This window comes from Synechococcus sp. R5-13 (genome assembly GCF_047462015.1).
In the GTDB taxonomy this organism is placed as follows: Bacteria; Cyanobacteriota; Cyanobacteriia; order Thermostichales; family Thermostichaceae; genus Thermostichus.
The window spans coordinates 1-15,878 of the sequence record NZ_JANSIL010000151.1; the positions used below are offsets into that span (position 1 = coordinate 1).

The 15,878-nt window shown below is 59.5% G+C and carries 18 protein-coding genes; 8 read left to right on the forward strand and 10 right to left on the reverse strand.

All coding sequences use genetic code 11. The annotated features are described in order from the left end of the window. Positions 1–329 precede the first annotated feature (329 nt). Positions 330–1,313 carry an ABC transporter ATP-binding protein gene (locus NW840_RS11445; RefSeq protein ID WP_414344385.1) on the forward strand — a complete coding sequence of 328 codons (984 nt, stop codon included), beginning with the start codon at positions 330–332 and terminating at the stop codon, positions 1,311–1,313. 95 nt (positions 1,314–1,408) lie between these two features. Here NW840_RS11445 and NW840_RS11450 read toward each other — a convergent pair whose 3' ends face one another. From NW840_RS11450 to NW840_RS11460, 3 genes are all read right to left on the reverse strand, one after another. Continuing rightward, positions 1,409–2,524 (reverse strand): glycosyltransferase family 4 protein, encoded by a 1,116-nt coding sequence (locus tag NW840_RS11450; protein ID WP_414344386.1) that lies wholly within the window; start codon positions 2,522–2,524, stop codon positions 1,409–1,411. Positions 2,525–2,663: 139 nt separating this feature from the next. Beyond that, entirely contained in the window at positions 2,664–2,804 is a 141-nt protein-coding gene (locus tag NW840_RS11455; protein ID WP_414344387.1) for a hypothetical protein, read from the reverse strand. 131 nt (positions 2,805–2,935) lie between these two features. Beyond that, positions 2,936–3,667 (reverse strand): M50 family metallopeptidase, encoded by a 732-nt coding sequence (locus NW840_RS11460; protein ID WP_414344389.1) that lies wholly within the window; start codon positions 3,665–3,667, stop codon positions 2,936–2,938. 176 nt (positions 3,668–3,843) lie between these two features. On the opposite strand from NW840_RS11460, the gene NW840_RS11465 reads away from it, so the two are divergent. Next, positions 3,844–4,476 carry a class I SAM-dependent methyltransferase gene (locus NW840_RS11465; protein ID WP_414344390.1) on the forward strand — a complete coding sequence of 211 codons (633 nt, stop codon included), beginning with the start codon at positions 3,844–3,846 and terminating at the stop codon, positions 4,474–4,476. A 22-nt stretch (positions 4,477–4,498) separates the two neighbouring features. Here the strand turns inward: NW840_RS11465 and NW840_RS11470 are convergent, their stop codons facing one another. The 4 genes from NW840_RS11470 to NW840_RS11485 form a co-directional block, all read right to left on the reverse strand. Continuing rightward, entirely contained in the window at positions 4,499–5,326 is an 828-nt protein-coding gene (locus NW840_RS11470; RefSeq protein WP_041436737.1) for a thiazole synthase, read from the reverse strand. A 32-nt stretch (positions 5,327–5,358) separates the two neighbouring features. After that, a complete protein-coding gene (gene thiS, locus NW840_RS11475) occupies positions 5,359–5,556 on the reverse strand; it encodes a sulfur carrier protein ThiS (RefSeq protein ID WP_414328933.1) in 198 nt (65 codons plus the stop codon). Then, positions 5,544–6,806 (reverse strand): FAD-dependent oxidoreductase, encoded by a 1,263-nt coding sequence (locus tag NW840_RS11480; protein WP_414344393.1) that lies wholly within the window; start codon positions 6,804–6,806, stop codon positions 5,544–5,546. The genes thiS and NW840_RS11480 overlap by 13 nt, the downstream gene beginning before the upstream one ends. Positions 6,807–7,222: 416 nt before the next feature. Beyond that, entirely contained in the window at positions 7,223–8,299 is a 1,077-nt protein-coding gene (locus tag NW840_RS11485) for an ABC transporter substrate-binding protein (protein ID WP_414344395.1), read from the reverse strand. Positions 8,300–8,870: 571 nt separating this feature from the next. Here NW840_RS11485 and upp point away from each other — a divergent pair. The 3 genes from upp to NW840_RS11500 all read left to right on the forward strand — a co-directional run bounded on the left by upp (position 8,871) and on the right by NW840_RS11500 (position 11,409). After that, positions 8,871–9,560, forward strand: coding sequence for a uracil phosphoribosyltransferase (gene upp / locus NW840_RS11490; protein ID WP_414344397.1), 690 nt, complete (start codon positions 8,871–8,873; stop codon positions 9,558–9,560). A gap of 270 nt (positions 9,561–9,830) precedes the next feature. Next, positions 9,831–10,715 carry a hypothetical protein gene (locus NW840_RS11495; protein WP_414328992.1) on the forward strand — a complete coding sequence of 295 codons (885 nt, stop codon included), beginning with the start codon at positions 9,831–9,833 and terminating at the stop codon, positions 10,713–10,715. Beyond that, the gene (locus NW840_RS11500) at positions 10,702–11,409 is read left to right on the forward strand and encodes a tetratricopeptide repeat protein (RefSeq protein ID WP_414344399.1); all 708 of its coding nucleotides are present in this window, start codon (positions 10,702–10,704) and stop codon (positions 11,407–11,409) included. The genes NW840_RS11495 and NW840_RS11500 overlap by 14 nt, the downstream gene beginning before the upstream one ends. Before the next feature lie 75 nt (positions 11,410–11,484). Here the strand turns inward: NW840_RS11500 and NW840_RS11505 are convergent, their stop codons facing one another. Both NW840_RS11505 and NW840_RS11510 read right to left on the reverse strand, forming a co-directional pair. Continuing rightward, on the reverse strand, positions 11,485–11,667 hold the full coding sequence (locus NW840_RS11505) for a hypothetical protein (protein ID WP_414344401.1): 183 nt from the start codon (positions 11,665–11,667) through the stop codon (positions 11,485–11,487). Between the two features lie 42 nt (positions 11,668–11,709). Continuing rightward, positions 11,710–12,831 (reverse strand): LptF/LptG family permease, encoded by a 1,122-nt coding sequence (locus NW840_RS11510; protein WP_414344403.1) that lies wholly within the window; start codon positions 12,829–12,831, stop codon positions 11,710–11,712. Positions 12,832–13,124: 293 nt separating this feature from the next. Between NW840_RS11510 and NW840_RS11515 the strand changes: the two genes are divergently transcribed. Then, on the forward strand, positions 13,125–14,555 hold the full coding sequence (locus NW840_RS11515; protein ID WP_414344404.1) for a pyruvate kinase: 1,431 nt from the start codon (positions 13,125–13,127) through the stop codon (positions 14,553–14,555). A gap of 12 nt (positions 14,556–14,567) precedes the next feature. On the opposite strand, the gene lptB is transcribed toward NW840_RS11515, so the two are convergent. Further along, positions 14,568–15,296: an LPS export ABC transporter ATP-binding protein gene (gene lptB / locus NW840_RS11520; protein ID WP_414344406.1), complete on the reverse strand. Its 729-nt coding sequence runs from the start codon at positions 15,294–15,296 to the stop codon at positions 14,568–14,570. Positions 15,297–15,321: 25 nt separating this feature from the next. On the opposite strand from lptB, the gene NW840_RS11525 reads away from it, so the two are divergent. After that, positions 15,322–15,495 carry a hypothetical protein gene (locus tag NW840_RS11525; protein WP_011433948.1) on the forward strand — a complete coding sequence of 58 codons (174 nt, stop codon included), beginning with the start codon at positions 15,322–15,324 and terminating at the stop codon, positions 15,493–15,495. 64 nt (positions 15,496–15,559) lie between these two features. Further along, positions 15,560–15,856, forward strand: coding sequence for a hypothetical protein (locus NW840_RS11530; RefSeq protein WP_011433947.1), 297 nt, complete (start codon positions 15,560–15,562; stop codon positions 15,854–15,856). The last annotated feature ends 22 nt before the right edge of the window (positions 15,857–15,878 follow it).

Consider the following 15,878-nt stretch of genomic DNA (forward strand, 5'->3'; position numbering starts at 1 on the left):
ACTTCCGCATTCCTCCCGACACTGACCCTACGGGTACAGTGCGGGGCTCCTGCGATTTCTAGCTGAAGGGAGGTCAGAGCAAAGTGCTGTGCCTACGGCAAAGGAACCGCACCGCTGTTGCGAATGAAGCGGATACCTACGCGGAGTATGTTTGCTCTGGCCCCTTTCCTCTACCGGAAGTGCTGCGGCAAGCCTAGGCTGGGACAAAGCCTGTGGGTAAACTAAAGGTTAGGCTGGGTAGCCTATCGCCTGGCGAACTGTGTGCTCCTTAACTCGGTGTTCGCGGCACCTTTTTCTCCCTCAACTCCAACATACCTACGAGCGAGTCCATGAGCGAGACCCCCACTTCCCCAGCAGAAGCGTTCGCGGCACCAGAGCCGGTCATTGCCATCACCGGCCTGACCAAAACCTATCGCACAGGATTTTGGCTGAACAAGGTGGTCAGCCCTCTCAAAGATTTTTCTCTGACTGTGGCCCGCGGAGAAACCTTTGGGCTGCTGGGGCCCAACGGGGCCGGGAAAACCACCACCATCAAATGCCTACTGGGCATTGTGGAGCCCACCCGCGGCAGCGGCACTTTGCTGGGCAAACCCCTGGGGGATCGCTCCATCAAGCAACAGGTGGGATATTTGCCGGAGAACCCCTATTTTTACGATTACTTGACGGCATGGGAGTTTCTCCAGTTTGCCGGCAAGGTGTTTGGTCTGCCCAATAGCCTGTTGAAGGAGCGGATCCCGCAACTGCTGGAGCTGGTGGGGCTTTCTATAGATACGGCCCGCAAAAAACAACTGCGCACCTACTCCAAGGGCATGCTGCAGCGCACTGGCATGGCCCAAGCGCTGATCAACGACCCAGAGCTGGTGTTTCTGGATGAGCCGATGTCGGGACTGGATCCCATGGGCCGCTATCAAATGCGCGAGATCATTCTGTCCCTCAAGCAGCAGGGCAAAACGGTGTTTTTCAACAGCCATATCCTGGCGGATGTGGAAGTTATCTGCAACCGAGTCGGCCTGATCATCGGCGGCAAATTGGTGCATCAGGGAACTTTGGATGACTTGCTGGGAGAGAGCAAAAGCTATCGGGTACAGGGGCACGGTGGCGCCGTCGAACAGTTCCGCGACCGCCTAGAGCACTTCTCGATTCAGGGATCCCATTGGTCGGGGGAATGGAGTGGATCCCTACCGGAGTTGCTGAGCCTTTTGAACCAAGCGGGGGCACTGGTCACCGACTTGCATTGGCAACGGCAATCCCTAGAAGAATTCTTTGTGGAGCAAGTGCGGGCCATTGAAGGGGATCATCCGGTCTCTGCCTAGGCTGGCCGTTCGCACTGGTGCTATGGAGAACCCCGAGAGCAGGACGGAGTTCTGCCCTGAGTATTTCCCAGTAGGGGACTCTGTGCTCCGCACCGCTAATCGGCGGCAATAACAGCCCGGTAGTAGCCTTCCAACTGTTGGGTGGCTGCCGACCAACTCCAACGTTCTGCCTCTTGGCGAGCTTGCTGTCGGAAGAGCTGCCGCTGCCCGACGCTGCTCAGGAGTTGCTGGGTAACCTGGACAAAGTCGCTATCCGAATTGGGATCGAACAGAAAGCCATTGCGCCCACTGTCCACCACATCGGTAATGCCGCCGCAGCGGGGGGCGATCACCGGACAACCGGCAGCCATGGCTTCCAACAGAACCAGCCCCAAGGTCTCGGTGCGGGAGGGGAACACGAACAAATCCGCCGAAGCAAAGGCCGCTGCCAGAGACTCCCCCTGCAGATAGCCCGTAAACACCACATCGTAGCCGGCAAAATGTTGCTCCAGGGATCCCCGCTCTGGCCCATCCCCCACAATAGCTAGGCGCGCCTGCGGGATCCGCTCTAGCAACACCCGGATCCGCCCTACTTCCTTCTCAGCCGAAAGCCGTCCCACGTAGAGCAAGAGAGGCCGTTCCGGTTGCCCTGCGGTGAGCCGAGCCCGCATCTCTGGACTGGCAGCCTGGGGATGAAACAACTCCGTATCCACTCCCCGCTGCCACAGTTGCACCCGCTCAATGCCGTGGGCGCTCAGCTCCTGCATCATGGCCGTTGAGGTGCAAAGATTGACCCGCGCCAAATTGTGCCCCAGCTTCAGGAGATTCCACAAAACCCCTTCCAGAAAGCCCAGCCCATAATGCTTCAGATACTTCGGCAGATGGGTATGGTAGGACGCCACCAGTGGGATCCCCATCGTCTGGCTGTAGTAGAGGCCCCCCAATCCCAAAACCGCCGGGTTCACCACGTGGATCACATCCGGTCGGAAACGGCTGAGCAACTTACCGATGGCCGGGCCGGGGGCGGCCAGCTTCAACTCTGGATACAAAGGCAGTGGCATCCCCGGGATCCCGTAAACCCGTGCCCGTGCAAACCGCCGCGGGGCTCCCCGGGGCGCGACGATGAGCACCGAGTTACCACGAGCGGTTAGGTGACGCACCGTGTGGCAGAGGCGGGTAACAATGCCGTCCACCTTGGGCAGAAACGTCTCCGTAAACAGGGCTATGCGCATCAGGGATCCCAAGCCTACTGTTATTGCTCCGCAACGCTGCTGCGACCGCGCTACTCGGACGGAGCCCTTAAAGACTCTAGAATGAGTGTTGCACAAAACGGCAACGCTGCTACGACCTCCGTCAGCAGACTCAAGTACCTCATTCCACCGGTGCAGAGTAGGGCATCGGCTCAGGTTCGGTGAAAGTCTGCACCTGGCTTTGGCCCAGCGTGTCTGCGGCGGTTTTGCTGATCAACAGTAGGGTCGCCGCCAGGGCCAGCCCGATAATATCCCGCCACATGCTCCACTCCTCAGCTCCTCACTCCTCTTGCCCATTACTGTAGCGGCGGTTTTCTCGACTGGGCAGTGATGGAGGACGGATTTTTGCGTGACACAAATCACTGCCAAAATTGCGGCTTTGCCCCCTGCCGGCTAGTCCCGGAACGTCAGCTGCAAGCTGGTTATCAGCAGCACCAAAGAAGAGACCGCCATCACCCCTCCCCAAAACCAGTAGGGCAAGAACAAGTTTTGGGCAATCTGGCTGGAATCGGAGTGGATCACCTGCCCGTTGATCACAGCAGAGGCCGTAAACAAGTAGTCGAGCTGGTGGTAGGTGCTCACACAGGCCTGCACCCCCAAAAACTGTGCGGCAAAGCCCCGCAACCAAGGGGAAGCCCAGCAGCCGACCGCCAAGATCCCCAGCCCAATAGCCGGGATCAGCAACAGGCCAAATAGAGAGCGCACCCAGAGCACCGCCGACAGCAACAGCAGGGATCCCAAAGCCAACAACCCCAACTGGGCCGTACCTTGACGACGAGAAGCCAGGATAAAAACCGCCCCGGCCATTGGGGGCCCCATTGGCCCACCGGCGGCCACCAAAGCTCGACCCACCGGCCCCAAAAACAAGTGCCCACTGTGAAAGGCCAACCCCGACCCGTCGGGATAGATCTCCAGACGATGAAACTCCCCACCCAACAGCACTGCCGTCAAGCCGTGGCCCATCTCATGAAACCAGGTGGCCAGAATCGTAAAGGGGTAGAGGATATAGTTGCCCCAGGGGAGCTGCCAGAGCAAGACCGTCAGACCTGCAGCAGCCACCAACCAAACCAAGCTGTGCCGGCCAGGTTTCTCGGAAGGGGAGGGAGGCAGCTCAAACTGAGTCATAGAGCAGCAGTGGGTAGACAGAAAAAAGCCTAAAACGCCTCGTCTTCTTAGACGACTGCCGGCAGAGGAGAGTTCCAAGCCAACCCCGAGAAAATCCAGAAAAACATATGTCTCAAACCAGTTTGCAATGGATGTAGGTCAGGTAGGCTGAAAAAGACTCTGAGGGATCCCTGGCGATGGCCACCTTCCTGCGGGATTGGAGCTATCAATTTCCTTGGCTTTACCGCAGCATCAGCCGCGGGGCTGCTCTGGCGGTGGGGGGATACGAGCGGCTGCGGAAATTGCCCCTACAAGGGATCCAGATTCATCCCCAGGATCGGGTGTTGGATCTCTGCTGTGGCCCGGCTGAAGTGACCCCACTGTTGGCGGAGCTGAGCCAGCAGGTGGTGGGCCTGGATGCTTCCCCCAAAGCTCTAGCGGCAGCCCGCAAACGCCTTCCCCAGGTGGAGTTTGTGGAGGCCTTTGCCCAAGATATGCCCTTTCCCAATGCCAGCTTTGATTGGGTGCATACCAGCTTGGCTCTGCACGAATTGTCCTTCGCCGACTTGGAGCAGGTGCTGCGAGAAGTGTGGCGGGTGCTCAAGCCGGGGGGAGGACTCTTGATTCTGGATCTGCACGCGCCTCGACAACCCTTGATCTGGCCTGGGCTGGCCCTCTTTTTGGCCCTGTTTGAAACCGAGACCGCCTGGGAGCTACTCAAGCTGGACTTGCCCGAGCATTTGCAGCAGCAGGGTTGGCAATCCATCCGGCAGACCCTCCACGCTGGGGGAGCTCTGCAGGTTATCCAGGCGCGAAAGCCTGCCGCCTGAGCTGCACCCCTGAGAGCGGCAGTCAGCCCTGGTGCCAAAAGGGAGTGCCGAGGACAGGCGTACTGGGCTGAGCTGTTTCCTGAGGGATCATGGCCCCGGCCAGGTAGGCTCGGCGGCCTGAGCGCACCGCTTCTGCAAAGGCCTCGGCCATGGCCACCGGATCCCGGGCCAAAGCCACTGCCGTGTTCAGCAGCACCCCATCAAACCCCCACTCCATCACCTGGCAGGCATGGGAGGGCAGGCCCAAGCCGGCATCCACGATCAGCGGCGCCTCGATCCGCTCCCGCAGCAGGCGCAAGTTGTAGGGGTTGAGAGGGCCTTTGCCGGTGCCGATGGGGGCCGCCCAGGGCATCACCACCTCACAGCCAGCATCCAAAAGCCGCTGGCAGAGCACCAGGTCGTCGGTGCTATAGGGCAGCACCTTAAAGCCGCGCCGGACCAGCTCAGCAGCAGCAGTGGGCAGTTGCACGGGATCCGGCTGCAGCGTGTAGTCATCCCCGATCAACTCCAGCTTGATCCAGTCGGTGCCGAACACCTCCCGCGCCATCTCCGCCGTTGTGATCACCTCCTGCACGCTGTGGCAGCCGGCGGTGTTGGGCAGAACTGGGATCCCCATCTTCTGCAACAGAGCCCAGAACCTCTGGGAAGTTTCTGGCCCCAGTGCCCCTTGCCGCCGCAGAGAAACCGTCAACAAACAGGGCTGCGCGCGCGCCACCGCCTGCTCCAAAATGGCTGGCGAAGGGTAGCGAGCCGTACCCAACATCAGACGGCTGGGCAACGGTTGGCCGTAGAGAACCAAAGGATCCTCATCGGCCAGAGTTGAGGGAGAGCAATGGAGAAGGGTGGACATGGCTGAGGCAGATAGAAAAGCGGACTTGAGCGCTAGCCGCCAGCAACCGGAGTGACGATCTCCACCTGGTCGCCTTCTTGCAGACGGGTTTGCTCGTGCTGCGCACGTGGCACAAACTTCAGATTAACCGCTACCGCGAAAGGGCCGCTGGCCCCCACCTGAGCCACTGCCTCGGCCAAAGTGGTGCCTTCCGGCAAATCGTAAGGCTTCTGGTTGATCAAGACACGCATGGCGACAGGGACTCACCGGAAAGAGGGGCAGCCTGCACCTGAAAGGGGATCCCAAGCTGCTGAGCCAAGCGACAACTGCCCTGGTGAAGATACTCCAAGACAGCATCGTGGATGGCCGGGGAGATCAGAAAGCCATGGCGATAGAGGCCGTTGATCTGCAACAGGCGAGGTGAGCGCTCCACCACGGCTGGCAGGTTATCCGCCAAGGTGGGACGACATTGGCTGCCCAATTCCAGGATACGCGCTTCTGCAAAGGCAGGATGTACGGCGTAGGCGGCGCTGAGCAACTCCAAAGCCGAGCGAACGCTCACCGGCGAGCGATCCTCAGATTCGATCTCGGTGGCTCCCACTACGAACAGGTGTCCCGGCTTGGGAGCGATGTAGATCGGATAGCGAGGATGCAACAGCCGGGTTGGACGCCGCAAAGAGACTTCCGGGGCATACAGGCGCACCACCTCACCCCGAACTCCGCGCAGCAGTCTTGGCCCGCCCCATTCTTTTTGGGCCCCCAGGCCGCGGCAATCCAAAACCCAGCCTCCAGTTTGTTGCTGCCAGGCTTGGGCCTGCTTCAGATCCCAGGGGCAACCCCACTCCACCTCCACCTCGTGCTGCCGCAGCTTGGCCAGCAGAGCCGACAACAGTTGGCGGTTGTCCAGTTGGCCCTCTTGGGGAAGATACAGACCCTGCGCAAATCGCCCGGCTACCGACGGCTCCAGCTCGGCCAGAGCCTGAGCATCCAGAGGCTGGGGCTTAGGGAGAGCGGGAAGGCGCTCCACCACAGCGGCCAGTAGCGCCGAGAAGCGCTTGGCTTCCCCGGCATCTTGGCGGTGCCAGAGGATCAGAGTGCCCTCCTTCTGAAAGAAAACCGGCTGCGGCAAGCTGGCCAAAAGAGAGGGCCAACGAGAAAGGGCGTAGTATCCCTGCGCCACCACACTGGCTTCGGCGATGGCAGACTCGGCCAAAGGAGCTAGCATAGCAGCGGCAAAATGGGCAGCGCTGCTCTCAGGAGCAGTGGCCGCCTCCACAATGCGGACAGGATGCCCAACCTCGACAAGGCTGGCGGCCAACAGACGCCCCATCAGCCCAGCCCCGAGGACAAGGATGGGATCCCGCTGCGCTGCCCAAGGCCAAGTGATCCCTGCCGCGTCAGCGGCGGGGAATGAGCCCGTCAGACTGGCTGGCGGGTCTGGCGGAGAAGAGGAGGGTGAAAGGGTCAAAGTGCCCTGCACTGCTGACACAATGGATTCCATACTGGATCCCATGATAGGCTTTCCAGCTCGGCGATGAATCTGCTCCCACCTGTGCCTGCATTTGTTGATGGAGTGCTGGGCCAAGCTTCGCTGGAACGCCTTTTCACTTGGAGCTTTTTGTTTGATCTCGCTGTTGGTCTCCGGGATCCGTCTGGGGGTGCCGGTGTTGCTGGCGGTGTTGGGGGAGGTGATCACGCAGTGTTCTGGCATTCTCAATTAAACCGGAATGAAACATTTCCCTCTAGCCCCCTTCTCCCTCTGAGAGAAGGAATGGGGGTGAGGGCAGTGGCGCGGAGCGTTTAGGGGGTGTCTCAATCTAGTTTGAAATGACTATAGTTCCCCTCTCCCTTGGTGGAAGAGGGGCTGGGGGCGAGGGGGGATCCCTTGGGCTGAGAAGCGCCAAGGGTGGAAGTCCGTCAGGCAGTGTAGTAGGCAGTGCCTTTATTGACGAAGTCCAGTGTGTAGGCAGCCCGGTAGTTGATGGTTGGCTCAAATACGCCGGCCACCGTCATGCTGTCGAAGAAGTCTTGCCAGCGTTTGTCGGTCATGGCGCCAATGCCTTTTTCCAACGCATCGCCGGACAAGATGATGCCGTACTCCTGCAATTTCTCGAAGCTGTAGGCCAACTGGGCATCGGTCATCTCCGGGTTGTCCTGCTTGATCAAGCGATAGGCCGGACGGGGATCCTCCAAGAAGCTGTACCAGCCTTTGATAGAGGCATCCACGAATCGCTCCACCAAGTCGGGCTTGGTTTCCACCAGTTGGCGACGGGTTTCGATGGTGGTGGCATAGGGTTTGTAGCCCAAATCCGCCAGGAGGAAGACCACCGGCTCAAATCCCCCTTCCCGTTGGATGGCAAAAGGCTCGGATGTCAGATAGCCTTGCTGAGCTGAGCTGGGATCCGCCAAAAAGGGGCCGGGGTTGAAGTTGTAGGGACGAACCTGATCGTCGGTGAAGCCAAAGCGGGCCTTTAGGTAGGGCCAGTAGGTGGCAAGCCCCCCTTTCGAGACGAAAATGGGCCGGCCCTTGAGCTCTTCAAAGCGCTGGGTGCCGGGGTGGGTCATGATGATCTGCGGGTCTTTCTGGAAAATGGCTGCCACACACACCAAAGGGATCCCTTCTCGCACAGCATTGATCACCCCTGTGCTTCCCCCCATGGCAAACTCGGCAGCTCCACCGGCCAAAACTTGGGTGATGTTGATGCCGGGGCCACCCATCTTGATGGTTACATCCAGGCCATGCTCGCGGTAGATGCCGGTCGCCACCGCCTGATAGAAGCCGCCATGTTCCGCCTGAGCATACCAGTTGGTAGCATAGGAAACGCGATCCAGGCCGGATCCCTGAGCCACGATCAGGGTGGGAGAGGGTTTGCGCTGAGCTTGGGCACCCCCTGCCGCCAACAGACCGCCCCCAAGGGCTGCGGCCCCCACCTTGAGAAGTTGACGGCGGCTCAGAGCGTTGGTGTTCGAGTCAGAGGGTTGAGACGAAGCCATAATCCATTCTCCCTAAGCTAATCCTTGCAAGGTGTGAGGGGGCCAAAGATGCAGGTACAGCCTATTGAGGGGCTACGGATACGGTTGTAAACCTACTTGTTCTAAACCTCATCGGAGTCAAGCCTCAGAAACACGATGTTTTGTATCCCTTAAGTTTTGTATCCCTTAATTTGTGAACAGGCTGTAACTTGCGACACCCCATTAAGCCAGAAACCCTTGGGCAGAGCGGTATCTCCGGCTACCGGCACTTGCAGACGAGAGCCGTTGGCGTTCGGTTCCATCGGCGGGAGGCCAAGCTGCCCTGGGGCCAGCACCTCAGTTCGCAAATGGCAAGAGGAACAAAACCCGAAACCAGCCTTGCCCTGGTCTATCCCAAACCTGTAGCCACCGAACATGACCGGCGCTCGAAGTAACCTGCAGATCTCATTCTGCCGCAATCTTGCTGGGTCAAAGAGCCCCACCCCTTGAGCATTTGCCGGAGCTGTTGGCAATTTATCCCCGGTCGGGATGGAGTTGCGGCCAATTGGAGAGCTTGCTTTCTAGAGCTTGCTTTCTGCTAAGGCAACCCGCTATGCTACCGCCCAGATTGAGGCATTCTCCCGTGGCAAGTCAGCAGCTTCGTGTTTATGTCCCCCCTCACCCGCTCATTAAGCACTGGCTAACCGTGGCTCGAGATGCGGAGACGCCCATGCCCCTGTTTCGCACGGCCATGTCGGAGCTGGGCCGCTGGCTAACCTATGAGGCGATGCGGGAGTGGATCCCCACCCAGACCGTTCAGGTGCAAACCCCTTTGGAACCCGTTGCCGCAGAGGTCATTGCGCCGGATACCCTGCTGGGCATTGTGCCTGTATTGCGAGCCGGTTTGGCGATGTTAGAGGGTTGTCAAGCCCTTTTGCCCCAGGCGCGGATCTTTCACATTGGCATGGTGCGGGATGAGGAAACGCTGCAGGCCAGTTGCTACCTCAATCGCCTTCCAGAGCGGATCCCTGAACAGATGCGCATTCTCATTCCCGAGCCGATGTTGGCCACCGGGGGCACGCTGCTCTGGGTTTTGGATGAGCTAAAAAAACGGGGGGCGGATCCCAGCTTGGTCCGGATTGTCTGCGCATTGGCAGCGCCCCCAGGGTTACAGCGGTTGGGATCCCACTACCCGATGGTGCAAATTTTCTGCGCCATGATTGACGAGCGGCTGAACGATCGAGGGTTCATTTTGCCCGGGCTGGGGGATGCAGGGGATCGTGCCTTTGGCACAGAAAACTAGCCACTGACCCACTCAATCTGTCTGTCTTCTCTGCTGCTGGTTTTTGAGCCAAGATCTTCGGCGACACACGCATTCTGTAGTGCTCAATCGAGCTTTTACCACTTCTGGCGCACGGATTGCCCATTCACCCAGATGCTTTGAGGGAGAGCATTTGGGGCTAATCCCCCTCAGGTTGGTCAAGCTATTGGATCATAGGTACTGTAGGACGCTTCAGCCGGTCGTGCTGCTTGAAATTTTGACGGGGCCAGCGCCTTTCCCTTTCCTGCACCTATGCGACTTGTCCTTACCAGTTTAGATGGCAGCTTGCTGGATCTAGAGTTCAACAGCTATGGTGCTGCCCGACAAGCCTTGGCTGCCCTAGAGCGCCGCTCCATTCCCTTGGTGCTCTACAGCCTGCGCACCCGCGCTCAACTGGAACATGTGCGGCGGCAGTTGCGCCTGGAGCATCCGTTCATCTGTGAGGATGGCTCTGCCGTTTACGTTCCCGAGCATTACTTCCCGGCGGGCATCCTAGACGAGCAGTGGCAACACCGACCGCCCTACTACGTGTATGCTTTGGGTCTGCCCTATTCTCGCCTGCGCAGCATCCTGCAACAGGTGCGTCAAGAGTCCCACTTGGATTTGATCGGGTTTGGGGATTGGACTGCCTCTGAACTGGCCGCTGCCACTGGGATCCCTTTGGAAGAGGCAGAGCGGGCGCAGCAGCGAGAGTACAGTGAGATTTTCAGCTATTCCGGGGATCCCGAAACCCTGCGGGAAGCTTTTGCCCAGCAAGAAGCCAACCTCACCCAACATCTGCTGCGGGTGCGTCAGCTCCACTTCTCCAGCCTGCCGCAATGGTATCTGACCGGATGGATACGGCCAACGATGGCCGCAGAACCCAATTGGTTACCGGGGGAGCAGGCGGTGCGGCGGCTGCTGGATTGCTACCAACGGCATCTGGGCCCTATCAAAGCTTTGGGCATTGGGTGTTCCCCGCCAGATGTGGCCTTTTTGCGATGGTCGGAACAAAAAGTGGTGCTTCCCAGCCCCATTGCGGATAGTCTCTGGAGTGAGGCCCTGCCTCAATGGCAATTGGCTCAGCTCCCCGGCCCAGAGGGGTGGAATGAAGTGGTGTTGATGTGGTTGGAGGAAACAGATCATGGTGATGAATAGGCAGCAGATTGGTCGTCAGGCTGTACCCTTAGGCCTGAAAACGGTGGGGTGCCTGCTGAGCTTGGCGGTGGCCATGCCTGCCCACGCGCAACCGCCCATGATCCTACTGACAGGGGAGCCGACGGTCGCCCAACTGAAGGAAGACGGAGCTCGCTATCTGCAGATGGGCTTCCATACCTTGGCCATCAACGCCTACCGGAGCGCAATTGAACTGGAAGAAAAAACCTTGGTGCTGCCCAGCGAACGGGATCCCGACGTGCCTTTCAACCTCGGCTTGATCTATGCCCGTCAAGGCAAGCTGGCGGAGGCCCGCGCCGCCTTTCAGCGCTCGGTGGAGGTGGATCCCAGTGGCTTTAAGGCTCGCTATCAACTGGCCTTGGTGGATCTCAAGCTGGGGAACCTGGTCGCTGCCAAAGAGCAGCTCACCCTCTTGGCCCATGCCGCCAGCAACCATCCGGAAACCCACAGCCATATTCAATCTTTACTGGCCACTCTGGAGTTTGTTCCCTTGCCCGGCCAACAAGGGAAAAACCCGGCTCGCCCTCCAGCCGTTGAGTCAGAAGCCGCCAAGCTCTTGCTCGAACCTCAGAAAACAGAAACAACCGCCCTGCCAACTGCGACTGAAAAGAAAGGGCCAGAGGAAGAGAAACCCCTCTCGCTTCTGCAGCGGCTCCGCCAACAGGAGCGGGACTAGTTCTCTCTCGGCCCAGACTGACAACCCATGAAGGCATGTAGCTGGATGCCAGGGATCCCGTCACCGGGCCTTGGGCTAGGCTCGCCCCTTTTGGGGATCCGACTGAGAATCCTCGGGCTGGGGCCCTTTGGTGGTGAACACCGTGGTGAACATCATCAGCATGCCTCCCCCCAAGATCAGCAGGGCTAATCCGCCAAACATCCAATTCATCCAAGCTTGAACTTCCATGGGGGAGCTCTCCAGAATACGAGAATCCATTGGGCAGTTTTATCCTACATCTGGAGAAGCGGTGCCCAGCAGCTACTGATTGGCTCGGTAAAGCAACCCCAGCCCTACGGCGGCACAGATCAAGTTGGGCAACCAAGCCGCCATTGCTGGCCCCAGCGTCCCAATTTGTCCCAGCGCCTGGGTGATGAACAGCAGCACATAGAAGGCAAAGATAATCAGCACACTGATGCCCAACCCCAAAGAGGAACCGGTGCGCTGCGGGCGCAGCCCCAAAGGCACCCCAATCAGGGTAAACGCCAGACACGCGAAAGGAATGGCATACTTTTGGTTGAGGCTGACCTGCAGACGGCGCACCCGTTGCAGATCTCCAGAACTGGCGATCACCTCGATGTAATGCTTCAGCTCCCGAATGTTCATTTCCTCAGGGCTGCGAATCTCCTGAGCCAGCTCCAGCGGCGCGCGAGGCAGACGCAACTCCTGCCGGCTGAAGGTGGCAATGTTGCTGTAGGTGCCATCCGGAGAAACAATGTAGTTGGTGCCATCCTCAAACACCCAAAGATTCTCTTGGGGATCCCAGCGCCCCCGCTGGGCCAGCAGAATTTGGTTGAGCGCCTCGTTGGAAAAATCCAGGACGATAATGCCGCGCATTTGCTTTCCATCGAAGCTGCGGGCGTAGAACTGACGGGTTAGCCCTTGTCGCCGGGAAAAGGTGCCGTCTGGCTCAGGCATGAGGATCTCGCCAAATTCTTGGTAGAGGATATTCTCCCGCCGGAAGTCCGGATCCCGATTTAAAGCTCGGTTCAAAGTCGTGGCTGCCTGGCGATTGCTCACCGGAACCACCAGCTCATTGAACAGAAACGTTAACGTCGTCACCAGCAAGCTGAGGACGAGGGCAGGCACCATGAGGCGGTAAAGGCTCACCCCGCATCCGCGCAAGGCCGTGATCTCGTTGTCGGCAGACAAGCGCCCATAGGCCAGCAACGTGGCCAGCAACATGGACATCGGGAACGTCAGGACGATGATCCCCGGCGCCCGCAACACAAACACCTGTAACGCCGCCGAAAGCGACAGACCCGCTTCCACCACCAGGCGCACCAGCTCAAACAGGGATCCCACCGCCATCACCAAGGTTGTGAAAGCTCCCACCCCAAAGAGAAACGGCAGCAGCATCTCCGAGAGGACATAGCGATCCATCAGGCCCACCGCGCAAACGAGGGAGAGCCTGTGGTCAGGCCGCTCGCGGGAACGGGCAGGAGGGAGAGAATGAAGTTTCACGCAACCCAAGGAAGTAGTAGGCAGGACAGCCGAAGGCTGTTAACGACTCTAGACCGGAACACTGGGCAATGAAAGGCTATCGCCTTCCTTTCTCAACCTAACCCGCCTATGATCGACCCCAAGTAAGCTCAGGCATAGAATTGGGCCGGGTTTGTCTTGGGAAGACTTTCGACATGGTTTCCTCCTCTTCCCCCTCCTGCAATCTTAGGAGTTTGCTGGAGCGGCTCCTGGAGCTGCGGCAGCAGGTTGTAGAGGGATCCCAGAAATACTTGGCCGCTTGGGGCTGCCTTACGAGCCCTCCTGCGGCCATCCACAACCTGGCGCGCTACCTGGCGCTGCGCCAACAGGATCTGCGCAGCTTGCAACTGGAGCTGGCGGCTGCGGGGCTGTCCTCGCTGGGGCGCTGTGAGTCGCGGGTTCTGGAGAGCCTGGATGCGGTGATTGCTATTTTGGCAGCCACCCAGGGTTTGACCCATACGGCACCCAGCTATGAAGAGTTTTACGCCGGGGATACGGCACTAGAGCAGCACGCCGAGGCGCTGTTTGGCCCTCCTTCTCCCCATCGCCGCGCGCGCATCATGGTGACCCTGCCCAGCGAAGCCGCCGAGCAGCCGGAGCTGTTGCTGCAGTTGTTGGAGCGGGGCATGAACGTGGCCCGCATCAACTGCGCCCACGACGAGCCCTCGGTGTGGGAGAAAATGGTGGCCCACTTGCGCCAGGCCGAAGCCCAGACCCAACGGCGTTGCAAGATTTTGCTGGACCTGGCTGGCCCCAAGATCCGCACCGGCCCAGTGGCCATGCCCCCTGGCAAAACCAAGGTGTACCGCGGGGATCGCATCCTGCTCACCGCGAAGGTTCCTGAGGCCAGCGCCGATATCTCCTGCCAGGTGACCTGCAGCCTGCCGGAGGTTTTGGCGCACCTGCAGGTAGGGGCAAGTGTTTGGATCGACGACGGCAAAATCGGCGCCCGCGTGGTAAGGATCGAGCCGGCAGGCGTGGTGCTGGAGGTGGACAAAGTTGCCCCTCAGGGCAAGAAGTTGCGAGCAGAAAAAGGCCTCAATTTTCCTGACAGTCAGCTCCAGATCCGTTCCCTTACCGACAAAGACTGCCAAGACCTGGACTTTGTGGTGCGGCATGCCGACTTAGTGGGCTATTCCTTTGTCCAGCAGCCCGCGGACTTGCAGTTGCTGGTTTCTGAGCTGGAGCGGCGGCAGGCTCGCCCCGATTTGGGCTTGATCCTCAAGATGGAAACGCAGCGGGCGGTAAAAAATCTGCCGGCCTTGATCGCGACCGTTGCCGGCTGCCGGCCCCTGGGGGTGATGATTGCCCGCGGCGATCTGGCCGTGGAGATCGGTTGGCTGCGCTTGGGCGAGATCCAGGAGGAACTGCTGTGGATCTGCGAGGCAGCCCAGGTGCCGGTGGTCTGGGCTACCCAGGTGCTGGATCAGCTCACCAAGGAGGGCTTGCCCTCGCGGCCTGAGCTTTCCGATGCGGTGATGTCTGCCCGCGCCGAATGTGTGATGCTCAACAAGGGCCCCTACCTGCTGGAGGCGGTCGCCCTCCTGGACAAGCTGCTGGCTCGGATGCAGACCCACCAGCACAAGAAAAGCCAACGCCTGCGAGCTCTGTACTCCTGGAGGTGACCTGGAGCTGCCCTAGAGACGGAACTTCTCCCCCAGGTAATACTTGCGCACCAAGGGATCCGCTGCCAACTCAGCAGAAGTGCCTTTGGCCAGGATTGCCCCGTCGTTGAGGATATAGGCGCGATCGGTGATCTCCAGAGTCTCCCGCACGTTGTGGTCAGTAATCAAAACACCGATGCCCCGTTGCTTGAGCTTGGCCACCACCTCCTGAATATCCGCCACCGCAATGGGATCCACCCCCGCAAAAGGTTCATCCAGAAGCAGAAATTTCGGCCCGTGGATCCCAGCAGCCAAGGCACGGGCGATCTCCGCTCGGCGACGCTCCCCCCCTGATACCTGTAGGCCCAAGCTGTGGGCGACATGGGCGATGCGAAACTCCTCCAGCAGTTGGTTGAGCCGCTGCTGCCAAAGGCGACGGGGCACCCCTGTTTGCTCCATGATCAGCAGCAGGTTGTCTTGGATGCTGAGGCGACGAAAAATACTCGGCTCCTGGGCCAGGTAGCCGATCCCCAATTGGGCCCGGCGATGCATGGGCAGGTGGGTGATGTCTTGGTCATCCAACCAGACATGGCCGCGGTTGGGCTGGATCAGGCCAGTCATGATGTAGAACGTGGTGGTTTTCCCCGCCCCATTGGGGCCCAGGAGCCCCACGATTTCCCCCTGCTGAATGTTCAAGCTAACGTCGCTCACCACCTCACGGCGGCCATAGCGCTTACAGATGTTTTCTAAGTAGATCTGCATAGGGCCGGCACAGGGCTGCTGATCAATGCTTACTGATTCTGTAGGGCTGATTCTCTCCAACCGACAGGGATCCCGGCTGCCGCAGCGCACAGGCTACTTCCTCAAAGATGCCCCAAACCCCGCCCACAATCCAGGGGAGTGTAGGCAAAGTGGATCCCTCTCAAGCCAACTGGAGGGATCCTTAATGGGGTTCTCATAGCTCACGGCAACTGCTCGCCCCCCTCAAAATGGGATCATTTCACTAGGGGATCCCTGGCCTTCCCATGCTTCGCTGCCCAGCTTGCTACTGGCTCAACTCCAACTCCGATTATCGCTGTCGTCGCTGTGGGCACTTTTTGCGCCATCGCCCGCTTCCTGTTGCCGAGAAACTCAACCCAAGAAGGCCAACAACCAGCCCTGCCGGCTGGCGGGAAATCCGCTGGGATCGCGTCCTGACTTCCTCGGCAATACTCGGGGTTTTGGTGGGGTTGGGGCAACTGTCTTGGCATTGGGTGCAGCCGCTGCTCAAAGATCCACCCCTTCCCAGTGTTGGCAACGGCCCGGCAGCTTCGGGACGATAGGACTCCAAACGTCATCCCGCCC